This is a genomic window from Thermus scotoductus DSM 8553 (assembly GCF_000381045.1).
GTDB classification, from domain to species: domain Bacteria; phylum Deinococcota; class Deinococci; order Deinococcales; family Thermaceae; genus Thermus; species Thermus scotoductus.
This window is the reverse complement of the sequence record NZ_KB905744.1, coordinates 22,841-44,616: the sequence shown is the minus strand read 5'-3', so window position 1 is coordinate 44,616 and position 21,776 is coordinate 22,841. Positions and strand designations below refer to the sequence as shown.

General features: G+C 63.4%; 24 protein-coding genes. 11 read left to right on the top strand and 13 right to left on the bottom strand.

Annotation, left to right across the window (positions count from 1 at the left end):
- The 3 genes from F604_RS13110 to F604_RS0106970 all read left to right on the top strand — a co-directional run.
- The coding region (locus F604_RS13110) for a hypothetical protein (RefSeq protein WP_019550792.1) at positions 1–203 on the top strand (203 nt) is incomplete at its 5' end.
- A gap of 113 nt (positions 204–316) precedes the next feature.
- On the top strand, positions 317–4,795 hold the full coding sequence (locus F604_RS0106975) for a glutamate synthase-related protein (protein WP_019551022.1): 4,479 nt from the start codon (positions 317–319) through the stop codon (positions 4,793–4,795).
- A gap of 101 nt (positions 4,796–4,896) precedes the next feature.
- Positions 4,897–5,454 carry a protoglobin domain-containing protein gene (locus tag F604_RS0106970; protein ID WP_019551021.1) on the top strand — a complete coding sequence of 186 codons (558 nt, stop codon included), beginning with the start codon at positions 4,897–4,899 and terminating at the stop codon, positions 5,452–5,454.
- Here the strand turns inward: F604_RS0106970 and dnaB are convergent.
- Positions 5,451–7,442: a replicative DNA helicase gene (gene dnaB / locus F604_RS0106965; RefSeq protein WP_026329044.1), complete on the bottom strand. Its 1,992-nt coding sequence runs from the start codon at positions 7,440–7,442 to the stop codon at positions 5,451–5,453. The genes F604_RS0106970 and dnaB overlap by 4 nt on opposite strands.
- 121 nt (positions 7,443–7,563) lie before the next feature.
- On the opposite strand from dnaB, the gene F604_RS0106960 reads away from it, so the two are divergent.
- From F604_RS0106960 to mnhG, 8 genes are all read left to right on the top strand, one after another.
- On the top strand, positions 7,564–9,204 hold the full coding sequence (locus F604_RS0106960) for a transglycosylase SLT domain-containing protein (RefSeq protein WP_019551019.1): 1,641 nt from the start codon (positions 7,564–7,566) through the stop codon (positions 9,202–9,204).
- Between the two features lie 93 nt (positions 9,205–9,297).
- On the top strand, positions 9,298–11,487 hold the full coding sequence (mbhE, locus tag F604_RS0106955; protein WP_155984161.1) for a hydrogen gas-evolving membrane-bound hydrogenase subunit E: 2,190 nt from the start codon (positions 9,298–9,300) through the stop codon (positions 11,485–11,487).
- Positions 11,468–11,878 carry an MnhB domain-containing protein gene (locus tag F604_RS0106950; RefSeq protein ID WP_026329043.1) on the top strand — a complete coding sequence of 137 codons (411 nt, stop codon included), beginning with the start codon at positions 11,468–11,470 and terminating at the stop codon, positions 11,876–11,878. The genes mbhE and F604_RS0106950 overlap by 20 nt, the downstream gene beginning before the upstream one ends.
- On the top strand, positions 11,875–12,222 hold the full coding sequence (locus F604_RS0106945) for an NADH-quinone oxidoreductase subunit K (protein ID WP_019551016.1): 348 nt from the start codon (positions 11,875–11,877) through the stop codon (positions 12,220–12,222). The genes F604_RS0106950 and F604_RS0106945 overlap by 4 nt, the downstream gene beginning before the upstream one ends.
- A complete protein-coding gene (locus F604_RS0106940; protein WP_019551015.1) occupies positions 12,219–13,712 on the top strand; it encodes a proton-conducting transporter transmembrane domain-containing protein in 1,494 nt (497 codons plus the stop codon). Before F604_RS0106945 ends, F604_RS0106940 begins: the two co-directional genes overlap by 4 nt.
- Positions 13,709–14,032, top strand: coding sequence for a Na+/H+ antiporter subunit E (locus F604_RS0106935; protein ID WP_019551014.1), 324 nt, complete (start codon positions 13,709–13,711; stop codon positions 14,030–14,032). Before F604_RS0106940 ends, F604_RS0106935 begins: the two co-directional genes overlap by 4 nt.
- Positions 14,029–14,280, top strand: a complete 252-nt coding sequence (locus F604_RS0106930; protein ID WP_019551013.1) for an MrpF/PhaF family protein — start codon at positions 14,029–14,031, stop codon at positions 14,278–14,280. Before F604_RS0106935 ends, F604_RS0106930 begins: the two co-directional genes overlap by 4 nt.
- Positions 14,277–14,603: a monovalent cation/H(+) antiporter subunit G gene (gene mnhG, locus F604_RS0106925; protein WP_019551012.1), complete on the top strand. Its 327-nt coding sequence runs from the start codon at positions 14,277–14,279 to the stop codon at positions 14,601–14,603. The genes F604_RS0106930 and mnhG overlap by 4 nt, the downstream gene beginning before the upstream one ends.
- A 108-nt stretch (positions 14,604–14,711) precedes the next feature.
- Here the strand turns inward: mnhG and F604_RS0106920 are convergent, their stop codons facing one another.
- The 12 genes from F604_RS0106920 to F604_RS0106865 all read right to left on the bottom strand — a co-directional run bounded on the left by F604_RS0106920 (position 14,712) and on the right by F604_RS0106865 (position 21,773).
- On the bottom strand, positions 14,712–15,332 hold the full coding sequence (locus tag F604_RS0106920) for a rhomboid family intramembrane serine protease (protein ID WP_019551011.1): 621 nt from the start codon (positions 15,330–15,332) through the stop codon (positions 14,712–14,714).
- A 1-nt stretch (position 15,333) separates the two neighbouring features.
- Positions 15,334–16,167, bottom strand: a complete 834-nt coding sequence (locus F604_RS0106915) for an SDH family Clp fold serine proteinase (RefSeq protein ID WP_019551010.1) — start codon at positions 16,165–16,167, stop codon at positions 15,334–15,336.
- Between the two features lie 24 nt (positions 16,168–16,191).
- Positions 16,192–17,325, bottom strand: a complete 1,134-nt coding sequence (locus F604_RS0106910; protein WP_019551009.1) for a cation:proton antiporter — start codon at positions 17,323–17,325, stop codon at positions 16,192–16,194.
- Complete coding sequence (locus F604_RS0106905) at positions 17,325–17,801, bottom strand: cation:proton antiporter regulatory subunit (RefSeq protein ID WP_019551008.1); 477 nt, start codon at positions 17,799–17,801, stop codon at positions 17,325–17,327. The genes F604_RS0106910 and F604_RS0106905 overlap by 1 nt, the downstream gene beginning before the upstream one ends.
- Positions 17,798–18,217, bottom strand: a complete 420-nt coding sequence (locus F604_RS0106900) for a phosphate-starvation-inducible PsiE family protein (protein WP_019551007.1) — start codon at positions 18,215–18,217, stop codon at positions 17,798–17,800. Before F604_RS0106900 ends, F604_RS0106905 begins: the two co-directional genes overlap by 4 nt.
- A gap of 2 nt (positions 18,218–18,219) precedes the next feature.
- Positions 18,220–18,666, bottom strand: a complete 447-nt coding sequence (locus tag F604_RS0106895) for a DUF1931 family protein (RefSeq protein WP_019551006.1) — start codon at positions 18,664–18,666, stop codon at positions 18,220–18,222.
- 107 nt (positions 18,667–18,773) lie between these two features.
- The gene (locus F604_RS0106890; RefSeq protein ID WP_019551005.1) at positions 18,774–19,187 is read right to left on the bottom strand and encodes an Hsp20/alpha crystallin family protein; all 414 of its coding nucleotides are present in this window, start codon (positions 19,185–19,187) and stop codon (positions 18,774–18,776) included.
- A 3-nt stretch (positions 19,188–19,190) separates the two neighbouring features.
- Entirely contained in the window at positions 19,191–19,619 is a 429-nt protein-coding gene (gene trxA / locus F604_RS0106885; protein WP_026329041.1) for a thioredoxin, read from the bottom strand.
- The gene (locus F604_RS0106880) at positions 19,604–19,864 is read right to left on the bottom strand and encodes a glutaredoxin family protein (RefSeq protein ID WP_019551003.1); all 261 of its coding nucleotides are present in this window, start codon (positions 19,862–19,864) and stop codon (positions 19,604–19,606) included. Before F604_RS0106880 ends, trxA begins: the two co-directional genes overlap by 16 nt.
- A 2-nt stretch (positions 19,865–19,866) precedes the next feature.
- Positions 19,867–20,541, bottom strand: coding sequence for a peroxiredoxin (locus F604_RS0106875; protein ID WP_019551002.1), 675 nt, complete (start codon positions 20,539–20,541; stop codon positions 19,867–19,869).
- A gap of 42 nt (positions 20,542–20,583) precedes the next feature.
- Complete coding sequence (locus F604_RS0106870; RefSeq protein WP_019551001.1) at positions 20,584–21,012, bottom strand: ferritin-like domain-containing protein; 429 nt, start codon at positions 21,010–21,012, stop codon at positions 20,584–20,586.
- A gap of 74 nt (positions 21,013–21,086) precedes the next feature.
- Positions 21,087–21,773, bottom strand: a complete 687-nt coding sequence (locus F604_RS0106865; RefSeq protein ID WP_019551000.1) for a metallophosphoesterase family protein — start codon at positions 21,771–21,773, stop codon at positions 21,087–21,089.
- Positions 21,774–21,776: the final 3 nt, after the last annotated feature.

The following is a 21,776-nucleotide window of genomic DNA, read 5'->3' as shown; positions in this document are numbered from 1 at the left end:
TGGCGGTGTTCCTTTGGGAAGTTGAGCGGTTGGGGGATCCGTTCAAGGGGTTTCTTTTGCAGCTCGGGGGCAAGCTGGGGCTGCCCAGCGAGAGGGATGGTCCGTACCTGCTCCTGAGGGGCCTGGTTCGCCTGCTCAACTATGAAGTCACCCAAGAACTCTTGAAGCAGGCTAAGGGAGGGCGAGGAAGGAGTTTTGGGTAAAGCCCTGTTGGAACAAACGCCTTGACCCTACCCCCAGGGGGGTGTATAATCCCAAGAACGACGTGCATACCTTTGCCTACACCAAACCCCAAGCGTAAAGAAGGAGCCCCAAGATGACCTGGAAGGAAGCCTACCCGGATATCCCCTTAGGCCAGGATGCCTGCGGCATCATCGCCATGGCGGAGAAAAGCGGCAAGCCCTCCCACCGCATCGTGCGGAGGACCCTGGAAAGCCTTTACCGCATGGCCCACCGGGCAGGGGCCATCCGGGGAGAAGGGGATGGGACAGGCATCCAGACCGATATCCCCCGGGAGCTATGGGCCCGCTTCCTGGAGGGGGCGGGACTGGAGCCGGAGCTGGCCTTTAACCCCCGCTTCTTCGTGGGGCACTTTTTCCTGCCCAAAACCGAGGCGGGGCGCCTCGAGGAGTTCTACGAGCTCCTGAGGCGGGAGGGCCAGCCCCTTGGGGTGCGCCCGGTCCTCTTCCGCCGCGGGGAGGTGGTGAGCGAGGTTCTGGGCCCCGTGGGCCGTCGCACGGAGCCCATCTTCCTCCAGGTGGCGGGGCTTAGCCCCGATGGGGACGGTCCCCTGTGGGAGCTGGGCCTGAGGCTCGAGGCCAGCTTCCCCGTCCACGTGGTTTCCCTTTCCACCTACAGCGTGGTCTACAAGGTGCGGGGGGCAGCGGAGCTTTTGAAGCGCTACTACCCCGAGCTTTCCCGGCCTGAGTTCAAGAGCACCATCGCCCTGGGCCACAACCGCTACTCCACCAACACCCTCTCCACCTTCGAGCAGGTCCAGCCCTTTGGCCTTCTGGGCCACAACGGGGAGATCAATACCATCGAGCGCCTCAGGCGGGAGCTGGATTACCTGGGCATCCCCCGCACCGGGGGCTCGGACTCCCAGGACCTGAACCGCATGCTGGAGGGGCTCATCTACCGCTACGGGCTTTCCCTGCCCGAGGCCATGGACCTGGTCTTCCCCCCTGTGCTGGGGGAGGTGAAGGGGCTCGCCCCTGAGCTTCAGGACCTGTACCTGGCCCTGCGCCAGCGCTTTGGCCCCCTGGCCCAGGGGCCTGCCGCCATCGTGAGCCGCCACCGGGACGAGGCGGTCTTCGCCACCGACGCCATGGGCTTGAGGCCCCTCTGGCAGTTCGAAACGCCTTACGAGATCGTCTTCTCCTCCGAAAGGGGGGTTTTCAACGCCGAGGAGTTTGTGGGCGAACCCAAGCCCCTGGCTCCCGGGGAAAAGGTTTACCTGCGCCTGACCCCGGAGGGCCCCCGGGTCCTTCCCTTTGACCGCCACCAGCGCCTGGTGCTGGAGCGGATCGCCGCCCGCACCCCGGTAGCAGGGTACCGGGTCCACCTTTCGGGGCCCATCCGCCAGGCTCCGCCCCCCGTGGCCGGGGGGAGCGAGCCCCAGGTGGAGGAGAAGCCGGCCCCGCCCCCGTTGGGCTTGGAGCGGGCCTTCGGCTGGGACCGGTGGGATGGAGCTTACCTCGAGGCCCTGGCCAAGACGGGCAACGAACCCATCGGCTCTCTGGGCTACGACGGTCCCCTGGCCGCCTTGAACCCGGAGAAGCCCAACCTTTCCGAGTTCTTCAAGGAGACCGTGGCGGTGGTGACCAACCCGGCCATCGACCGGGAGCGGGAGATCGAACACTTCTCCACCCGCACCCTCCTGGGCCGGCGCCCTCTTCCCGACGGACGGGGTGGGGGAAGGGTGGAGGAGCTTCTTTTGCCCATCGTCTTGGAGGAGGACCAGGGCCTTGCGGAAAGCTTCGGCACCCTGACCCTGGCTGAGGTGAAATCCCGCTTCAAGACCGCCACCCTCGTGCCCAAGTTCGGTGTGGAGGAGGGGCTTCTTCTTGGGCTTAAGCGCCTGGAGGAGGAGGCGGTTAAGGCGGTGGAGGAAGGGGCCGAGGTCCTCATCCTCTCCGACCGGGAGGCCTTCCAGGGTGGGATCTGGATCGATATCGGCCTGGCGGTGGCGGCGGTGAACCGGGCCCTCATGAAGCGGGATGCCGAGGGAGTCGCCCTGAGGCGGCGTACCTCCATCCTGGTGCACTCCGGAGGGGTGAGGAACCTTCACGACGTGGCCTTCCTCCTGGGCCTGGGGGCGGAGGCGGTGGCTCCATGGCTCCTCGAGGAGAAGGCCCGGGCCCTGGAGGGGAGGAAGGGGGTGGCGGGTGTCCTCGAGGCCCTGCGCAAGGGTTTGGAAAAGGTCACCTCCACCATGGGCATCCACGAGCTTCGGGGCTACGGGAAGATCTTCAGCGCCATCGGGCTCAAGCCGGAGCTGGCCAACTACTTCGGCACCCGGAACTTCCTGGGTTCGGAGACCGGAGGATACGGCTTTTTGGAGCTGGAGCGCACCCTTTTGGAGCGGGAGGGCTTCCTGAGAGCGGAAAAGGTCATGCCCGCCAAGGACTTCCGCTTCAACCCCAGGATCTACAAGGCGGCCCAGGAGGTGGCAAGCGGCCAGGCCCCTTATAGCCACTTCCAGGAAAAGGTCCGCTCCCTGGAGCGGGAAAGCCCGGTGGCGGCTAGGCAACTCTTGGAGGTGCGCTTCCCCGAAAGGAGCGAGGTCTCCCCCGAGGAGGTGGACCTCTCCGTGGGGGGCCACTCCTTGCCCTTCCTGATCAGCGCCATGAGCTTCGGTTCCCAAGGGGAGGCCTCCTTCCGCGCCTATGTGGAGGCGGCCAAGCGCCTCAACATGCTCTGCATCAACGGGGAGGGTGGGGAGATCCCCGACATGCTGGGCAAGTACACCCACTGGCGCGGCCAGCAGGTGGCCTCGGGCCGCTTCGGCGTCCACGCCTACATGCTGAACTCTGCCACGGTCATCGAGATCAAGATCGGCCAGGGGGCCAAGCCGGGGGAGGGAGGGCACCTGCCGGGGAAGAAGGTTTCCCCCAAGGTGGCCGCCGCCCGCAACGCTGTGCCCGGGGTGGACCTCATCAGCCCTTCCAACAACCACGACCTTTACTCCATCGAGGACCTGGCCCAGCTCATTGAGGAACTGAAGACGGTAAACCCCAAGGCCCTGGTTTCCGTGAAGGTACCCGTCATCCCCGGGATCGGCACCATCGCCGTGGGGATCGCCAAGGCAGGGGCGGATGTCATCACCCTCTCGGGGTTTGAGGGGGGGACGGGGGCGGCCAGGCTCCATGCCCTCAAGTATGCGGGGCTTCCCGTGGAGATCGGGGTGCGGCGGGCCCACCGGGCCTTGGTGCGGGCCGGGCTTCGCGACCGGGTGGAGATCTGGGCGGATGGTGGCCTTAAGACCGCCTACGATGTGCTCCGCATGGTCCTTCTGGGAGCGGACCGGGTGGGCATGGCCACCATGGCCATGGTGGCCATCGGCTGCACCATCTGCCGGGGATGCCAGTTGGATACCTGCCACGTGGGCATCACCACCCAGATCGAGACGGTGGAGGAGGCTTTGGCCCACGGGCTAAAGCGCTTCGTGCCCCAGGACCTGGACCGGGCGGTGGAGCACCTCACCCGTTTCTTTGAGGCCAAGGGGGAGGCCCTAAGGGAGCTGGTGGCCGCCTTGGGGGCTCGCTCCCTTAGGGAGCTGAGGGGCCGGGTGGACCTCCTCTACCAGCGGGACCACCTGGAGGAGCTGGACCTTTCCTACTTCTTCCTGCCCGTGGAGGAGCCCGAGTGGCTTAAGGACACCTCGGCCCATGTGCTCAGGAAGCCCCTGAACCAGCTCACCCGCACCATCACTGAGGTGGTGATGGGGGCTTATGGGGAGGGAAGCCGCAAGCTGGTCTTCCAGGAGGGCCCGGTGAACTCCACCGACCGGGCTCTTGGGGCTCACCTGGCGGGGGAGATTGCAAGAAGGCGCCTTTACGGCAAGGGATTTGACGCCGAGGTGGAGCTCCGCTTTGACGCGGGAAGCGTGGCCGGGAATGGCCTGGCGGCCTTTAACCTCGAGGGCATGAAGGTGGTGGTGGAAGGAGGGGCCCAGGACGGGGTGGCCAAGAGCGCCTTTGGGGGCACCGTGGCCATCCTCAAGGGCCGGAACCCCTACGGGGCCTATGTGGATGGCTCCGTGGGCAAGAGCTTCGCCTACGGGGCCATAGGGGGCCTCCTCATCGTGGAGGGGGTGGCAGATAGCCGCTTCTGCATCCGGCTTTCCGGGGCGGATGTCATCCTGGGCGGGGAGCCGGAAAGGCCCCTGAGGGACGAGCTCGGCAACCTGGCGGCCCGGGCCCAGGCCAAGGGGTTTGCCTTTGAGTACATGACCCGGGGGCGGGCCTTGGTCCTGGGGGACCCCGGGCCCTGGATCTGCTCGGGCATGACTGGGGGGCGGGTCTACCTCCGCCACTGGCCAGAGATGGGCCTCACGGAGGAGGCCATGAAGCGCCGCCTGGCCAAGGGGGCCAAGGTGGCGGTGAAGCCCCTGGACCTGAGGGGGATAGAGGATGTGCGGGAGCTTCTTTCCGCCTACATCCGGGTCCTCAAGGAGGCCAAGCGGGAGGAGAAGGCGGCCCGCCTGGAGAAGCTTCTGGAGGATCCTGCCCAGCACTTCCGCATGGTGGAGCCCGTGAACCAGCAGGTGGAGCAGGGGGTGAGCACGGAGTAATCTCTACTCTGATGATCCGGCTGGGTTGCCCCCCAGGGGAGCCTTATCCCCTGGGGTCTTTGCCCTAGACGAAGGGGGGTGGGGAAAGGTACATTTGTCCCGTGGACCCCGGGGCCCTTCTGGACCTTCTCAAGCGGCGCACTGGCTTTACCGAGGAACATGCGGCCATGCTCCGCGAACTGGGGGCCCTTATGATTCCCCTGGCCCCCGAGGTGGCCCTGGCCTTTTACGACTACCTGGGCCGGGACCCGGAGCTGGCGGAGATCCTCCACGCGGTGCCCGGAAGGGTGGAGCGGCTTTATGGCACCTTTGCCCGCTGGTATGCCGAGCTCTTCGGGGGCACCTACGACCGGGCCTATGCGGAAGGCCGCAGGCGGATTGGCCTGGTGCACGCCCGGTTTGGCATCGGCCCCAGGGCTATGGTTCCGGCCATAGGCATCGTGCAGGAACTCTCCCTCGAGCACCTGCGCACCGCCCTCCGTGGCCCGGAGGTCTACAGCGCGGTGGAGGCTTTTGAGAAGATCATCGCCATAGAGATTGCCCTTATTGAGGAAAGCTACCTCGAGGCCCTTGCCTTGGGCCTTTCCCTGGGCCACCGGGACCTGAAGGAGGCCTTGGCCCAAGGGGCGGCTACCCTTTTGCAGGCGGGCCACTCCTAGGGCTCCCGGGCCAGGTCGTTGAAGCGCACGTGGGCGGCGTGGAACTGAAGTTCCACCGTGCCCGTGGGGCCGTTTCGCTGTTTGCCCACGATGATCTCGGCGATCCCCGCCTTTTCCGAGTGGGGGTTATAGTACTCGTCCCGGTAGATGAACATCACGAGGTCCGCATCCTGCTCGATGGAGTTGTGGACGATGATGTTGTTGGCAATGAAGTTGTGTAAGCCAGGGACAGTGAGGTCAAATACTTCCTCTATTCCGTCTGGCTGGATGGAGGCTACCTTGTCCCAGTAAACATCGCTGGTAGCCATCTGGCTTAAGGCCACCGATTTCACAGCGTGGGCCATTCGCACGGCCCGGTCCCGGCTTAGGTTTTGCCTAAAGAGCGTGCTGCCTGCGTAGGCCATGCCCACGGCGCGGTAGAGTTCCCGCTGGGAAAGCCCTGATGCCTGCTGCAGAGTGTGACGGGGTAGGGCACAACCATCCCCGATGAGGTGCCCGAGAAGGGCGAGTTCCTCGTCCCCAAGGGTTTGTTGGGTGGCCACATCTAGCCTCCGAGGTAAGGCTACCCAATCCCCAGGCCGAAGCTCATCCAGGCGCTTCCATCCCTTTGAGGTTAGGAACTTGTGGTTGGCGGTGGCGCGGATTTGGCGTCCCAGTTGCGTGGTGAGGGCGAAGACCGGTTTTACCCCTGTGGCAAAGGCCCGGCTTACCATGGCTGCTTCCAGCTTCATGGTGGCTTCGTTAAGGGCCAAAACGTGAAACCCGGACCTGCCTACCAGTTCGCGTATGGGTTTTCTTGAGCCATCGGCCAGCTGGACTAAGGTGTCTCCAGCCAAGCAACCCGACTCTCGCAAGTCCGAAAGCATGGGGCGCTTGTTGGGCCTGGCCTCCACCGCCCGGGAAAGCTGGCTTAGGGCGATCACGGGCACGTTGAGCTCCCGGGCGAGGGCCTTAAGCCCGCGGGAGATGGCGGCGATCTCCTGCTGCCGGTTCTCCCCCTGCTTGCCCGCCCCGGGGCCGGACATGAGCTGGAGGTAATCGATGATGAGAAGGCCCACCTCGTACTGGCTTCTAAGCCGCCTGGCCCGGGCCCTGAGCTCCATCAGGGTGAGGTCTGGGGTGTCGTCGATGTAGATGGGGGCTTCGGAAAGCCTTCCCGCCACGTCCACCAGGCGGGAGAAGTCGCGGTCCGTGAGCTGGCCCAGGCGCACCCGGTTCATGTCGATGCGGGCTTCCGAGCACATGAGGCGCAGGGTGAGCTGGGAGGCGGGCATCTCCAGGGAGTAGATGCCCACCCCAATGCCCTCCTTCAAGGCGGCGTGCTGGGCGATGGTGAGGGCAAAGGCGGTCTTTCCCATAGCGGGGCGGGCGGCGATGATGTTTAAGGAGCCCGGGGCCAAGGTACCGATGAGCTGGTCCAGTTCCTTGAAGCCGGTGCGGACCCCGGAGACCTCCCCCTTGTTCTGGAAGAGGGCCTCGATGTGCTCAAAGGTTTCGTGGACCAGCTCCCGGATGGAGCGGGCCTCGGTTTCCGTCTGGGTGAGGGCCACCTCGAGGATCTTCTTGCCCGCGGTGTCCAGGATCTCGTCCAGGCTTCCCGTCTCCTCGTAGGCCAGGCGCATGGCCTCGCCTGCCGCTTGGATGAGCTTTCGTAGGGTCCATTTCTCCGCCACGATGCGGGCGTAGTGCTCCGCGTAGGCGGCAGTGGGGGTGGCCTCGGAAAGCTGGACCAGGTAGCTGACCCCTCCCAGGGCTTCCAGCTCCCCCCGGCGGGATAGCTCCTCCGCCAGGGTCACCAGGTCCACGGGCTTCCCCTGGGACCTGAGGGTCTGCATGGCGGCGTAGATCTTGCGGTGGGCCTCCGCGTAAAAGGCCTCGGGGGAGGGGAGGAGGCCTTCCAGCTCGTCCAGCACATCGGAATCCAGGAGAATGGCCCCCAGGACGCTCTGTTCCGCCTCGAGGTTGTGGGGGGGAATACGGCCTTCCATACCCATAGGCCTTACCAGGCTACGCCCACCCCCCCGGGTTTTGCCAGGGGGCTATACCTAAGGGAAGCCTTGGCTTGCCAAGGCCTTTGGTTTTCTCACCTTTTTCCCTTAGGGTGGGGGTGTGCGGTGGCTTCTGGTCCTTTCCTGGATTGCCTTTACCTCTTGCCGGAGCCAGGCTTTGCCTGAGCCCTTTGCCAGCCTGGAAAGGGGCGTGGCGGAGGAGGTGCGCCAGGTGGCCCTGGGCGGTGAAGGGTATGCCCGGATGCTTTCGGGCTGGTTGCTTGTGGACCGGGAGGAGGTGCCCCTGGCAGAACGGGCGGAGTATGCCTGGCGCTATGCCCTCTTCCTGGAGGGGGTTAAGGCCTTTGAGCCGGGCTGGGAGGCCAAGGATGCTTGGCGAAAGGCGGCCCGCCTTCTCCTAGAAGCCCAAGACCCCCGGGCCTTTTCCGCCTGGGAGAGGCTTCTTCCGGAAAGGGAGGCGGTGGAGGCCCTCCTGTCCTTGGGCGAGGGGGAGAGGCTTTGGCTGGCTCTTTTTCGGGGGAGGGCCTATGAGGCTCTCCTGAAGGTCCTTCCCGAAGGGGTGCGTCCCGACCTCCGCGCCCAGGCCCTTTTCCGGCTAGGGCGCTATGGGGAGGCTTTGCCCTTTTACCGGGAGTGGGCCAGGCGGGACCCCAGGGGATACCTGGGCCTGGGTTACGCCCTGTGGCGGCTTGGGCGAAGGGCTGCTTCCCCGTCAGGGGAACACCTCGAGGAGGCCCTGGAGGCCTTGGCCCGCTATGACCACCCGGAAAGCCGCTACGCCCAGGGGCGGATCCTGGAGGAAATGGGAAGGACCCTCGAGGCGGTGGAGGCCTACCGGCGAAGCACCCCAGAAGGCCTCTGGCGGGCCGCGGGAATCCTGGAGCGCCAAGGCCTCGTGCGCCAAGCCCTGGCCCTCTACCTGGACCTAGGCCGGGGGGGTAGCCCTTATGCCGACGACGCTGCCCTTCGGGCCTACTTCCTGGCGGGGGAGCTGGGCTTAGCCGAATCCCGGAGGGAAGTCCTGAACCTGGTGCAGGGTGGGCTGGGCCTTCTTCTGGGGAAGGAGCCTCTTCCTCCACCCCCGGCCCCTTCTTCCTCGCCGCCTCCCGAGGCTTCCCTGGTGGAGGCCCTGGTGGCTTTCGGCAAGGAGGCCTGGGCCCGGGGGGTGGTGCGCTACGCCCTTTGGCAAAGGCCCCAGGAATGGCCGGCCCTGGTCCCTCTCCTTTACCGCCTGGGGGCCTACCGGGAGGGCATCCGGGCCGCCTGGCCCACCCTCTTGGCCTACCCCCGCCCCTACCGGGAATGGGTGGAGGGCTATGCCGGGAAGGAGGGCTTAGACCCCAACCTGCTTTATGCCCTCCTCCACGTGGAAAGCCGCTTTGACCCCCTGGCGGTAAGCCCCACGGGGGCCTTGGGCCTGGGCCAGTTCCTAAGGAGCACCTGGGCGGATGTGGCCCGGATGCTGGGAGAGCCTCCTGCCGATCCCTTTGACCCCGAGGCCAGCATCCGCTACGCCGCCCGCTATCTGCGCTGGCTTATGGATAGGTGCGCCGCCTATAGGGGCCTGGAACAGGTGGCCTGCGCCGTAACCGCCTATAACGGAGGCGTTGGCTACACCCTGAGGGGCATTGCCCGGGAAGGTGGTCTTTACGCCTTCCTTCGCTTCCAGGAGCGGGATGAGCCCCGGGAGTACCTGGCCAAGGTCCTTTCCGCTTACGCCGCGTACCTGACCTTGCCCTGAACTTGCCCTTTCTTAACCCCCTTGGGTATATTGGAAGCCGTGGTTTTCGCTTCCTTAGCCCCTTTCCTGTTGGGAGCTTTGGCTCCCTTTCTTATGCGCACTTTAGGGCAGCGGGTGGTGTACCTCTTTTTTCTCCTTCCTGTTGGCCTTTTCCTTTACTTTTTGCGTTTCTTACCCGAGCTCTTGGCAGGGGAGCGGGTGCGGGAGGCTTGGTCCTGGGTGCCAGGACTGGGGATCGCCTTCGCCTTTTACCTGGATGGCTTCAGCCTGCTCTTTGCCTTGCTGATCTCAGGCATCGGAGCTATTGTCCTCCTCTACGGAGCCAGCTACCTGGAGAGCCACCCCTATCAGGACCGCTTTTTTGTATTCATCCTGGCCTTTATGGGGTCCATGCTGGGGCTGGTGTTGGCCGGGGACCTGATCACCCTTTTTGTCTTCTGGGAACTCACCAGCCTCACCTCCTTCCTCCTGGTGGGCTTGGAGCACGAGAGACCTTCTGCTAGAAGAGCGGCGCTTCAAGCCCTTTTCGTGACGGTTTTTGGTGGGCTTTTCCTCTTGGGAGGGTTGGTTCTTTTGGCCCTGGCCGGGGGGAGTTACAGTCTGGAGGCCCTCCTTGCTCAGGATCTCACGGAGCACCCTTATTATCTCCCCATTCTCCTCCTCCTGGCCCTTGGAGCCTTTGCTAAATCCGCTCAGTTTCCCTTCCACTTCTGGTTGCCCAATGCCATGGAGGCTCCCACCCCTGTGAGCGCCTACCTGCACTCCGCCACCATGGTGAAGGCGGGGGTTTACCTTCTTGCCCGCTTCCATCCCGTCCTGGGGGGTACAGAGGTCTGGCATGGGCTTTTGACGGCTGTTGGGGGTGTGACCATGCTCCTCGGTGCTTTTTCCGCCCTTACCTCCCAGGAGATCAAGCGGGTGCTGGCCTATTCCACGGTGAGCGTCTTGGGGCTCCTCACCTTTCTCCTGGGGGTGGGTTCGGAAGGGGCGATAAAGGCCATGGTGTTGGTGCTTTTGGCCCATGCCCTGTATAAGGGAGCCCTCTTTCTGGTGGCGGGTTCGGTAGATCATGGGGCGAGGGAGAAAAAAGTGGAAAACCTGGGGGGTCTTGCTGGGGCCATGCCCTGGACTGCCCTGGGGGGGTTGTTGGCCGCCGCTTCTATGGTGGGCCTGCCACCTACCATGGGCTTTGTGGCTAAGGAGTTTCTCTACAAGGCCCTCGAAGGGACCCTCCTCCTTGTCGCTGCCTTCCTGACCAGCCTCCTCCTGGTAGGAGTGGCCCTTCTCGCTGGGGTCAAGCCCTTCGTTGGCAAAAAGCCCGCCCATCTTTCTCCCCACGAGTCTCCTTGGCCCTTATGGTCCGGCCCCCTGGTGCTGGGCCTGGCGGGTCTGGTCTTAGGCCTTGGCGCCTCCGAGGTAGGCCGCCTCTTGGTGGCCCCTGCGGTGGCGGACGTCGCGGGAAGGGAGGTTCCCGTACGGGTCTACCTTTGGGGTGGGCTCAACCCGGTTCTTTTCCTGTCCTTAGCCACGGTGTTGGCAGGTGTAGGGGCTTTTTCCCTTCGGGGTAGCCTCCGTCGCCTGTCCCTTCCTTGGGGGGCCGACCAAGCCTATGACCGCCTTATCCTGGGCCTGGAAAGGTTGGCCAAGTGGCAGACTACCCTTTTGCAGCATGGGTATGTGCGCCTCTACACGGCCACGGTACTCGGTGCAGGTCTTTTGGTTACGTTGCTTCCGGCCCTTCGCTTGCCGGTGGAGTGGCCCTCTTTTGGTGGGGTCCGCCCTTACGAGGCTCTGGTTCTCTTGCTCATGGCTGTGGCCGCTTTTTACACCGCGCGGAGCCGTTCTCCTATCTTCGCCGTGGTGGCCTTAGGACTGGTGGGGTATGGCATAGCCTTAATCTACTTGTTCTACGGGGCCCCCGACCTGGCCATGACACAACTTTTAGTGGAAACCCTTACTGTCTTGGTTTTCGCTTTTGTCTTTGCCGCCATGCCTCGCTTTGCTAAGGAGAAGACGGTACCGTGGAAGGCCCTTTTGGGGGTAGGCGTAGGCATGGCTGTAACCTGGGGGATTCTGCTTACCTCAGGGCAAGCCAAGCTGCCCCCGGTTTCCCAGTTTTTTGCAGAGGAAAGCTATGTGAGTGCCTTTGGGCGCAATGTGGTCAACGTGATCCTGGTGGACTTCCGTGCCCTGGACACCTTGGGCGAGGTGGTGGTGCTGGTGTTGGCGGGGCTTGGAGCCTTCGCTCTCCTCAGGAGGAAGAATGGAAACCCCCGTACTTAGAGGTCTTGCCCGATGGATTCTCCTTCTGATGCTTCTTTTCTCCTTGTATTTGTTCTACCGGGGTCACAACCTTCCCGGGGGTGGGTTTATTGGTGGTTTGGTGGCCGCTTCTGGTTTCCACGTCTATGCCTTGGCTTTCGGGGTAGGGCGGGCCCGGGCACTTTTACCCCTGGCCCCTCCTGAGCTGGCGGCCTTGGGCGTGGTGGTTGCCCTTTTATCCGGCTTCCCAGCCTTTTGGCACGGGCTGCCCTTCCTCGCCGGTCTTTGGGTAGAGATTTTGGGCCAAAAACTGGGCACTCCCCTTTTATTTGACCTGGGGGTGTATCTGGGGGTGGTCGGAGCGGTTTTGGCGGTTCTTTGGGCCCAGGAAGAGGAAGGGGTGCGAAAATGATGGTCCTCCTAGCCTTCTTGGTAGGTGTTTTGGTGGGTGTTGGAGTCTACCTTGTACTTCAGGGGAGCCTGGCCCGCTTCCTCTTGGGCTTGGCTCTTCTATCCAATGCCGCCAACCTGGTTGTCTTTTTGAGTCCTGGCCTGGTGCGGGGGCATAGCCCAATCATCCCCCTGGGGGCCAAGGTTCTGGAGCCTCCCTATGCGGATCCCCTGCCTCAGGCCATGATCCTTACGGCCATTGTCATCGGACTGGGGGTGTTGGCTTTTGCCGTAGTGCTGGCCTACAGGGTACACCAGGTTCTGGGTACCGATGATTTGGACGAGCTTCGGGGGACGGACCGATGAAGGACCTCCTGCTGGTACTCCCTCTTCTTCTGCCTCTTTTGGGCGGGCTTCTCTCCTTTTTCCTGCGGCGCTCGCCCTTGGGAGATGGGGTGGCTTTGGCCTCAGCCCTGGCCCAGTTGGGGCTTGGAGTTTTCCTCCTAGGTTACGTGCAGGTGAAAGGTATCCAGTCCACGGCCTTAAGTGGCTGGCCGGCCCCCTTTGGCATTGTGTTGGTCTTGGATACCTTTGCAGCCCTCATGGTGTTCACCGCGGCCTTGGTAGGGCTTGCTGTTACCCTATACTCCCTCAGGGGCATAGATCCGGGGCGGAAATCCTTGGGCTATTTTGGCTTTCTCCAGTTCATGCTTTTTGGCGTACAGGGTGCCTTCCTCACGGGGGATGTTTTCAACCTCTATGTGTGGCTCGAGGTCATGCTCCTATCCTCCTTCGTCCTCCTGACCCTGGGGGGAGAGCGGGCCCAGCTTTTGGGCGGCTTCAAGTACTTTGCCCTTAACTTCCTCTCTTCCCTCTTTTACCTCATGGGTGCGGGCCTGCTTTACGGTTTGACGGGAAGCTTAAATCTGGCGGACCTCCACCTCCGCATTGACCAGGTGGAGCCCACCCGGACAAGTGTGGTGGCAGGGTTTTTCCTCCTGGCCCTCTCTATAAAGGCTGCCCTTTTCCCTCTTTTCTTTTGGCTGCCTGCTTCCTACCACACGCCTCCCTTGCCGGTGGCGGCCTTCTTTGCTGCCCTGCCCACCAAGGTGGCGGTTTACGCCCTCTTTCGGCTTTTTACCGTGCTCTTTTATCAGGAGCCTGAGCTTTGGCACCGCCTTATCCTTTGGATTGCCGGCTTTACCATGGTCACCGGGGTTTTGGGAGCCTTGGCCCAGATGGAGGTGCGCCGCCTTCTCTCCTTCCACATCATCAGCCAGATTGGTTACATGATCATGGGGCTTGGGCTCTTTACCCCCTTGGGGATCGCGGGTGGTATCTTCTACATCGTCCACCACATCTTCGTCAAGGCAGCTCTCTTTCTGGTAGCGGGCCTGGCGCAAAGGCTTTTGGGCTCTTTCCACCTGGAGGAACTGGGGGGCCTTTACCGGTTTCGGCCCTATCTCGCCCTTCTCTTCGTTGTCCCCGCGCTTTCCCTGGCGGGGGTTCCCCCCTTCTCTGGATTTTTTGCCAAGCTGTTCCTGGTGGTGGGAGGAATGGAAATCGGGGAGTATGCTATCGTGGGGGTTTCGCTCCTGGTAGGGCTTTTTACCTTGATGTCCATGATGAAGATCTGGCGTGAGGCCTTCTGGAAACCCCTCCCTCAAGAAAGACAGGAGGCCTTGCTGCGGGCCTCCGTACCTCGCACCATGGTGGTGGGTACCGCTTTGCTTTCCTTTATCACCGTGTTTATCGGCCTGGGGGCGGGCTACGGTTTTGCCTTGGCGGAGCGGGCGGCATGGGAGCTTCTAGACCCCTCGGATTACATAAAGGCGGTCCTGGGAGGTGGGCGGTGAAGGTGTGGCGGGCGGTTTGGCTAATCCTCTACTTTCTCTGGCAGGTGGTGCTTTCCAACCTGCGGGTGATCCGGGAGGTCCTCTCCCCCCGTTTCCGTATGCGGCCGGGCATCTTGGCGGTGCCCTTGGATGCCGAAAGCGACCTGGAGATTGCCCTCTTCGCCAACATGATCACCCTTACCCCTGGGACCTTGAGCCTATACGTTTCCCGGGACCGAAAGTTTCTTTTCGTACACAGTATGTACGCTGAGGACCCCTCCGCGGCCAAGGTGGAGCTGAAGGAGCAGTTTGAAAGACGTGTGCTGGAGGTGACCCGGTGAAGGAACTGGCTCTTCTCCTTCTCACCCTGGCCCTGGCTCTAACCCTCTACCGTCTCCTTCAGGGTCCGTCCTTGGCGGACCGGGTGTTGGGTCTGGAGATGGTGGGCTTTGGGTTCATGGGCCTGGCCTTGGTGTACGCCCTGATTACCCGACAATCCTTTTTCGTGGATGTAGCTACGGTGTTGGCTTTGGTCTCCTTCTTGGCCACCATTGCTTTCGCCCGCTTTATGGAAAGGAGCCGCGGATGAGCCTTCTTGCGGACCTCTTGCTCCTCATAGGAACCTTGGTCTTTTTGGTGGCAGCCCTGGGTCTTTTGCGCTTCCCGGACTTCTATATCCGCATGTCCGCCTCCACCAAGGCGGCCACCCTGGGATTAGGTCTGATCCTTTTAGGCGTGGCCGTGGGTTTCGGGGAGGGGCTGGTGGCCTTTAAGGCGGTTTTGCTGGTGGTGTTCCTTTTTTCCACCGCGCCCATAGGGGCCCATTTTCTGGGCAGGGCGGCCTACCGCTTAGGGGTGCCCCTGTGGCAGGGTACCCACGTGGATGAGCTTCGTGGACGGGAGGAAGAGTGAGGCCACCCCTCCCTGGCCCAAGCTAAGGCGGTGTTCCGGAAAAGCCCTCGAGGCAAGGGGAGTACTGGGTCCGGCTGGGAATCCTACCTAGGGGGTTGGGTGGAATGCTTATGGGCGAAGGAACCGCCGGGCCAGGAGGAGGCCAAAGAGGAAGCCTCCCAGGTGGGCCCACCAGGCCACCCCGGGTAGGCCCAAAAGCCCCTGGAAGAGTTGAAGAAAGGCCCAGTACCCGATGTAGAACCCCGCGGGGAAGGTGACGAAGAGGGGGAAGACGAAGAGGATCACCGAGACCACGTAGGCCCTGGGGAAGAGGATGTAATACGCCCCCAGCACCGCCGAGACCGCCCCGCTGGCCCCGATCATGGGGATGGTGGAGGTGAGGGAGAAAAGCCCCTGGGCCAAGGCGGCGGCTAGCCCCCCCAGGAGGTAGAAGAGGAGGAAGCGCCCGTGGCCCATGCGGTCCTCCACGTTGTCCCCGAAGACCCAGAGGAACCACATATTGGAAAGAATATGAAAAAAGCTCCCGTGGAGGAACATGCTGGTGAGGAGGCGGTAGCCTTGGCCCACAGGGTCCTGAAAGAACAAGGCAGGGATAAAGCCGTAGGCCTGGGCAGACCACTCCAGGCCCACGGAAAGTTGCCACAAAAAGGCTAAGGCGTTGAGAAACACCAGGCCCTTGACCACGAAAGCGGGCCTGCGGGCGTGGTTGATGTCGTAGAGGGGAAACACCCTATGGCCTCCCGGGCTGCTGGTGACGATAGGGTACGGGCACGTACTGCACGCTGGGCTTACCCCCCTGGGCCTGGGGGTAGAGGTCCATGAGCTCGTAGACCTCGAGGGGCATCTCGGTGGAGATGTTCAAGCCCAAGGACCTAGCCTGATCCACATCAATGGGGTAGTCATGGGTCCAGGTGCCCTGGGAAAGGAGATGGGCCACTTCCTCGGCTTTTTCCTCCGGCATGTGCTTAAGGAGGAGGTTCTTCACCGTAGCCTTCACCTGCTTTAGGGCCTTCTCAGCCACATCCGCAAGGATCAAGGTCTGGTCGTCCACCTCGCTTAGGGGCTTCTTCTCCAAGACCTTGAGGATGCTCGCCGCGGGGTACTGCCCAAGCTGGGGGTCTACGGGACCGAGGACGGCGTTTTCGTCCATCACGATCTCGTCGGCGGCCAAGGCGATGAGGGTACCCCCGGACATGGCGTAGTGGGGCACAAAGACCGTGACCTTGGCGGGGTGGCGCAAGAGGGCCTCGGCGATCTGCTCCGCCGCCAGGACCAGGCCCCCTGGGGTGTGGAGGATGAGGTCTATGGGCACGTTTTTGTCGGTGAGGCGGATGGCCCTTAGGACCTGCTCCGAGTCGTCGATGTTGATGAAGCGGCTTATGGGGATGCCCAGGAAGCTTACGGCTTCCTGGCGGTGGATGAGGGTGATGACCCGGCTTTTCCGTTTGCGCTCCAGCTCGGCCATCTTCCTGGCCCGCGCCCCCAGGAGCATCTGCTGTTGCAGGTAAGGGGTGAGGACGGAAAGGATAAAAAAGAGCCAAAAGAGCTGGAAAAAGATTTCCATAGGAGGAGTATATAGCAGGTGGCGCTAAGAGGAGCGGGCCGGGCGGCGGGGACTAGGGGTTTCCCGTAGGAGGAGCCTTCCGAGCTCAGGGGCAAAACGGATGAGCAAGGCTCCCAAAGGAACGGATAGGAGCACCAAAAGCACCGCCACTTGGGCCACCAGGGGGTAACCTTGGGCTTGCGCTAAGGCCCCCAAGACCAGGTTGAACTCCCCTCGAGGCACCAGGTAGAAGGCGCTATAGAGCCGGCGCTTGCGGGAAAGCCCTGCCCGGGCCCCTCCCAGGAAGTTAAGGGGAAGCTTGACCAAAAGGCCCAGGAGGGCCAAGACCACCAGCGTCGGGGTCAAGCCTTGGAAGAGATCCCGGGCGCTGGCCCCCACCACCAGGAAGAAAAGGGCCACCCCCAGGTCCCGCACGGGACCGAAGAGCCGCTCAAACCGCTCGCGAAGTCCCAAGGAGGCCGCCAGGCTTCCCGCCAGGAAGGCGCCCAGGCTCTCGGAAACCCCGAGGGCATGGAAAAGAAGGGCTGTTCCAGTGGTAAAGGCAGCCCCCAAAAGCAGGACGAGTTCGTCTGAAAGACTTTCTAAAAAGGATACCAGTCGGTATCCGAAAAGGTTGGCTAGAAATAGGTAGATTCCGCCTAGCAAAAGGCTTACTATCACCCCTTCCGGTCCTTGGCCTCCGAGGAGGGCAAGTAAGAGGATGACCACAAGGTCTTCTAGAACAAGGGTGACCAGAACCACCTCGCTTTCGGGGTTAGCCACCCGACGCAGGTCGATGATGAGCTTGACGATCACGGCGCTGGAGCTCACGTAGATGGCCCCGGCCAAAAGGGCAGCGCCGCGGAGGTCCAGCCCCGCCAAAAGCCCCAGGAGGAAGCCCAGGGGCAGGGCCAAGGCATCGTAAAAACCCGCCTGGACTGCTTTCCCCGAGAGCCCCTTAAGCCGGTCGGGGCCGAACTCCAGGCCCACGGAGAAAAGGAGAAGGAGAAGGCCTAGGGAGGGTAAGGGTTCCAGGTCCTGCACGGGCAGGCGCTGGCCCACCAGCAACCCCGTGAGGAGGTAGACGGGCAAGGGGGGAAAGCCAAAGCGGTGGACTAAAGCCGCCCCCAGGGCCAAAAGCCCTGCGGCCAAGGCGAAGGCCTCCACGGAGGGGTGCATCAGAGGGTCCTTTTCAAGGCTTCCACGGCCTCGCGGCTTCCCGCCACCACCAGGGTGTCTCCCGTTTCCAGAAGGGTGTCGGGGCTGGGGTTAGGGATGAGGGGAGCCCCAGGGCGGTCCACGGCCAGGAGGTGGGCTCCGGGGGGCAGGGTAAGCTCCCCCACCCGCCTGCCCGCGAGCTTGGAACCGGGCAGGACCTTGATCCACTCAATGACCTTCTGCCCAAGCTTGCTTTGGGTGTCCCCCACCGCCTCGGGGTGGAAGAGCACCCCCGCCAGAATGGCCCCCAGCTCCCGGGCCTCCTCATCCGTCAGGTCCAGGGCCATGGCGGGTTCATCCCCCTCGCCTCCGGCTTCAAAGTACTGCAGTTCCCGTTTCCCCGAGTGGTGGACCACGATGACGATCCGGTCGCCGCTTTGCACCGTGATGGTGTACTTCCGCCCCACGCCGGGAAGGATTGCTTCCTCTACCCTCATGCCTGCCTCCTGGGGGAAAACTGCACGGCCAGGGTGCGCCCGGCCACCAGGGCCAAAATGCCCAGGGTCCAGAAGAAGAGGTCCAGCCCGGAGAGCTTTTCGGCGAAGAGGAGGAGAAGAAGTTCCCGCAGGGCCAGGGCCACGCCGATTTCCAGGAGAACCTCGAGGCGCACCCTCTCAAGTTCGAAATAATCTACGAAGACCCGGACCAGCTCCAGGACGATCACCAGGCTAAGGACGTTGGTGATCAGCTCCTTGAGGCCCAGGCGCACCGTGGGCTCGCTCAGGGTGAGGCCCAGCTCCAAGAAGGTGCGCCCCACCCCCACGAAAAGCCCGATAAGAAGGGCCACCAGCACCAGATTGAAGACCAGCCGGGTGGCCCGGCGGTAGAGAAAAAGGGGTAGATCCTGGCTCATCCTCAGAGAAGGAGGTTAAAGACCCGCTCAGCCCGCTCATGGTGTTCGGTTTGCGGGTTCTTAAGCATGGGGTCCAGCTCCTTCAGCACCCGGGCGTAGGCCACCACCAGAGCCCCGGCGATCTCGGGAAGCAGGTTGCGCACGTCCTCGGAGATCTCCAGATCCAAAGGGGGAAGGGTAGCCAGAGTGTCCAGAACGGGTTTGAGCTCCAAGGTGGTGTCCATAGCGCGGAACTCCTTGAGGGTTTCCTGAAGCCCCTTGGTAATGGGCACATCCGGCTCAAAGATGATGTCCCGGCCGTTGTACTTGGCGTGACGCTCGGCTACCACCAGCAGGTCGTAGACCTTGTTGCGGAGAAAGTCCGAAAGGCGCTTAAGGTCGTTCTTGTCCACATCCAGGCCCGCAGCCAGGCGGAAGAGCTTCTCAAACTCGGCTATTTTCATCAGCATACCCGCTCACCTCCTCACACCAGGGTAAGACTTGACAATGGCATTGTCAAGAGACCTGATAAAAAATCAACCAATCCAAGGCGGAAGGCCAAGGGTTGGTGGGGTCTTTACCCCTCCTGCACGGGGATCCTCACGGGGGGCTCGGGCGGGCGCTTCTCCCGGGGGATCCTCACCTCCAGCACGCCCTTGTGGAGCTTGGCCTCAATGCCTTCCTTCTTGGCGTCCTTGGGGAGGAGGTAGGCGCGGTAGATGCGCCCGTAGACGATCTCCGAGAGGTGTTTGGTGCGCTTTTCCTCTTTTTTCTCCCCTTCCACCACCAGCTGGTCCCCCTCGAGGCGCACCTCCAGGTTCTCGGGGCCCAGGCCCGGAACCTCCACCCGCAACAGATAGTGGTCCTCGTGCTCGGCAAGCTCCGAAAGGGGCTCCAGGGTTTCGCCCTCCTCCTTGAAAACCTTCTCTAGCGCTTCCTCAAAGGCCTTGCGCACCCGGTTCCGGCCGAAGGGCCAGAGCTTCTCCAGCATGGTTCACCTCCTTTCCAGATACGGCCTAAGCCTTTCCTCCAGAACCCGCCTAGGGCTCGCCCCTACCCAGGTGGCCGCCGGGTGCCCGTTTTGGAAGAGAACCAGGGTGGGGAGGCTCATCACCCCGTACTGGCCCGCTAGACGGGGGTTCTCGTCCGCGTTGACCTTGACCACCTTCAGCTTGCCCGCATGCTCCCGGGCAAGCTCCTCCAGCACGGGGGAAAGGAGGCGGCAGGGGCCGCACCAGGGAGCCCAAAAGTCCACCAGGACCAGGGCCGCCCCCGCCACCTCCTGGGCGAAGCTCTCCTCGTCCGCCTCCACCACCCAGGGCAGGGAGGCCTTGCAGGCCCCGCAGACGGGGAAGGTGCCCTTTGGGGCCTTTCCGATACGGTTTTGGGCCCCGCAACGGGGACAGGTCACCACGGACGCCACAGGTACCCCCTGCGCCAAAGGGCCCGCTCCAACTCGGACAGGGTGGGCTCCACCAGGACCTCACCCCCCACGTAGACCACGGGGTGGGAAAGCCGCCCCCCGGTGAGGAAGCGGAGGGTCGGGTGGACCTCGGGGTGGAGCTCCAGGTCCACGTAGCGGTAAGGCACCCCGAGCCTCTCCAGGTGGCGGCGCAGAAGCTGGGTCTGGGCGCACCAGGAAGTCCCGTAGAGCACCACCGGCTCCATCCCTAACCTCCCCTCAAGGCGTCCAGGGCCTGGAAGAGCTCCTCGATCGGGGGGATGTGGTGCAGGTATGGGGAGACGTGGGCGTAGCGGATGACCCCCTCGCCGTCCACCACGTAGAGGGCCCGCTCACTAAAGCCGTCTACCTCCCGCCAGACCCGGTAGCGCCGGGCCACCTCCCCCTTGGGGTGGAAGTCGGAGAGGAGGGGAAAGGTGAGGCCACGGACAAAGGCCCAGGCCCCGTGGGAGTAAAGGGAGTCCACCGAGATCCCCAAAAGGACCGCCCCTCGCCTATGGAACTCCTCCAGTTCCGCCTGGTAGAGGTCCAGCTGCTGGCTGCACCCTGGGCTCCAGTCCAAAGGGTAGAAGGCCAGAACCACCGGGCGGCCCCGGAAGTCGGAAAGGCGGACAAGCCGGCCCTCCGCGTCGGGAAGGGCGAAGTCCGGAGCCTTCTCCCCCACGGCAAGCCCTGGGGCCACCCGGGGGGCCTCCATCTTGGGGGCCTTCTTGTAGAGGTTGCGGAGCTCCTCGAGCCCGCCGCCCTCCCGGGGTCCCGCTCCCACCTGCCGCCAGACCTCCTGGAGCATGGCGTGGAGCAGGGAAAGGGCCTCCTTCCCCGGCCCCTCGGGGAGCTGGGGCTCGAGGGCCAGGAAGCGCTCGGCAAGCTCGGTGAAGCGCATACCTCCTCCCTTGTCTTGCGCTAGGTCCAGGCCGGGAGGGCCTCACTCCTTCCAGTGGCCCCTCAAGAGCTTCTCCGTTTCCTCCTTGTGCCGCGTCTCCTCGGAGATGATCTCTTGGAGGTCGTTGGCCAGGCCATAATCCCCCAAGGCCTCGGCCTGCTTCATCCTTTCCACGTAGCGGGCGATGGTCTCCTTCTCCGCCTGGAGCACCGCTTCCAGCATGGCCCGGGGCGTGGCGGCCTCGGGCACGGGGGCTGGCTGGGTGGTGGGCTTCCCCCCCAGGGCCGTGATCTTGTCCGCCAGGAGCTGGGCATGGCGGAGCTCGTCCTGGACCTCCGCCAGGAAGAACTCCTTAAGCTCCTGCCGATGGATCCCCGCAACCGTGGCCGCGTAGGTGATGTACTGGATGATGGCCTGGTACTCGTGGGCCAGATCCTCGTTCAACCCTTGGATGAGCTTTTCCTTTTCCATGATCCACCTCGCCTCATTCTACAGCGCCCCCCAGGGTTTCGGTGGTTTCGCCCCCTGGGAAACCCTGGAGGGGCTTAACGCACGTTTCCGGTTTCCAACTTCCTCGCCCTCAGGTCCAGGAGGCTGAACTCCCCCTCGGAGAGGTCACCCGGCACCACCACCCAGCTTGCCCCCAGCATCTCGTGCTTCTGGCCCCTGCCGGCGGTGATCACCAGGAGGGGGTTATGGGTCTTGACCAGGTGGGCCACCTCATGGGACCCCCCTTCCCCAAGGCCCTTGTGGTAGGGATTGGTGTAGAAGAGGAAGATCTTGGGGTAGTCCTTGAGGTCCCAGAGGGTCTTCAGGTGGTACTCCGCCACCCAGGCGGGGTAGCGCAGGGCCTCGCCCTCCTCGGGCTCGCCGTCATCGGTGATCTCCCCGCCGATGCCCGCCACCAGGTAGGGACCCTTCCAGAAAGTGAAGGTCTCGTGGACGTTGCGCATCTCGGGCCGTACCAGTTCGATGTTGGCGGCCTCCCGGAGGTATTCCCAGATGGGGGCGTCCTGGGGCCCGGGGATGTAGGCGATGGGGAGATGAGCCTCGGAAAGGATGCGGAAGAAGGCGGCGTAGTCGCGGCTTTTCGCCGTCTTGGGCATGAGGTTGCCTATGATGGCCAGGGCATCCGCCCCCGTGTCGGGAGCCAGCTTCACCAGCTTCTCCAGGGCCTCGAGGTCGCCCATGGGGTTGGAAGTGGCCAGGATGTACCGCGTGGTCCGCCGCATACC

Excerpts from the sequence above, each read along its gene's own strand:
- F604_RS0106975 (WP_019551022.1), top strand. The coding sequence starts at position 317 with ATGACCTGGAAGGAAGCCTACCCGGATATCCCCTTAGGCCAGGATGCC.
- dnaB (WP_026329044.1), bottom strand. The coding sequence starts at position 7,442 with ATGGAAGGCCGTATTCCCCCCCACAACCTCGAGGCGGAACAGAGCGTC.
- mbhE (WP_155984161.1), top strand. The coding sequence starts at position 9,298 with ATGCGCACTTTAGGGCAGCGGGTGGTGTACCTCTTTTTTCTCCTTCCT.
- F604_RS0106950 (WP_026329043.1), top strand. The coding sequence starts at position 11,468 with ATGGAAACCCCCGTACTTAGAGGTCTTGCCCGATGGATTCTCCTTCTG.
- F604_RS0106945 (WP_019551016.1), top strand. The coding sequence starts at position 11,875 with ATGATGGTCCTCCTAGCCTTCTTGGTAGGTGTTTTGGTGGGTGTTGGA.
- F604_RS0106940 (WP_019551015.1), top strand. The coding sequence starts at position 12,219 with ATGAAGGACCTCCTGCTGGTACTCCCTCTTCTTCTGCCTCTTTTGGGC.
- mnhG (WP_019551012.1), top strand. The coding sequence starts at position 14,277 with ATGAGCCTTCTTGCGGACCTCTTGCTCCTCATAGGAACCTTGGTCTTT.
- F604_RS0106915 (WP_019551010.1), bottom strand. The coding sequence starts at position 16,167 with ATGGAAATCTTTTTCCAGCTCTTTTGGCTCTTTTTTATCCTTTCCGTC.
- F604_RS0106910 (WP_019551009.1), bottom strand. The coding sequence starts at position 17,325 with ATGCACCCCTCCGTGGAGGCCTTCGCCTTGGCCGCAGGGCTTTTGGCC.
- F604_RS0106905 (WP_019551008.1), bottom strand. The coding sequence starts at position 17,801 with ATGAGGGTAGAGGAAGCAATCCTTCCCGGCGTGGGGCGGAAGTACACC.
- F604_RS0106900 (WP_019551007.1), bottom strand. The coding sequence starts at position 18,217 with ATGAGCCAGGATCTACCCCTTTTTCTCTACCGCCGGGCCACCCGGCTG.
- F604_RS0106895 (WP_019551006.1), bottom strand. The coding sequence starts at position 18,666 with ATGCTGATGAAAATAGCCGAGTTTGAGAAGCTCTTCCGCCTGGCTGCG.
- F604_RS0106890 (WP_019551005.1), bottom strand. The coding sequence starts at position 19,187 with ATGCTGGAGAAGCTCTGGCCCTTCGGCCGGAACCGGGTGCGCAAGGCC.
- F604_RS0106880 (WP_019551003.1), bottom strand. The coding sequence starts at position 19,864 with ATGGAGCCGGTGGTGCTCTACGGGACTTCCTGGTGCGCCCAGACCCAG.
- F604_RS0106875 (WP_019551002.1), bottom strand. The coding sequence starts at position 20,541 with ATGCGCTTCACCGAGCTTGCCGAGCGCTTCCTGGCCCTCGAGCCCCAG.
- F604_RS0106870 (WP_019551001.1), bottom strand. The coding sequence starts at position 21,012 with ATGGAAAAGGAAAAGCTCATCCAAGGGTTGAACGAGGATCTGGCCCAC.
- F604_RS0106865 (WP_019551000.1), bottom strand. The coding sequence starts at position 21,773 with ATGCGGCGGACCACGCGGTACATCCTGGCCACTTCCAACCCCATGGGC.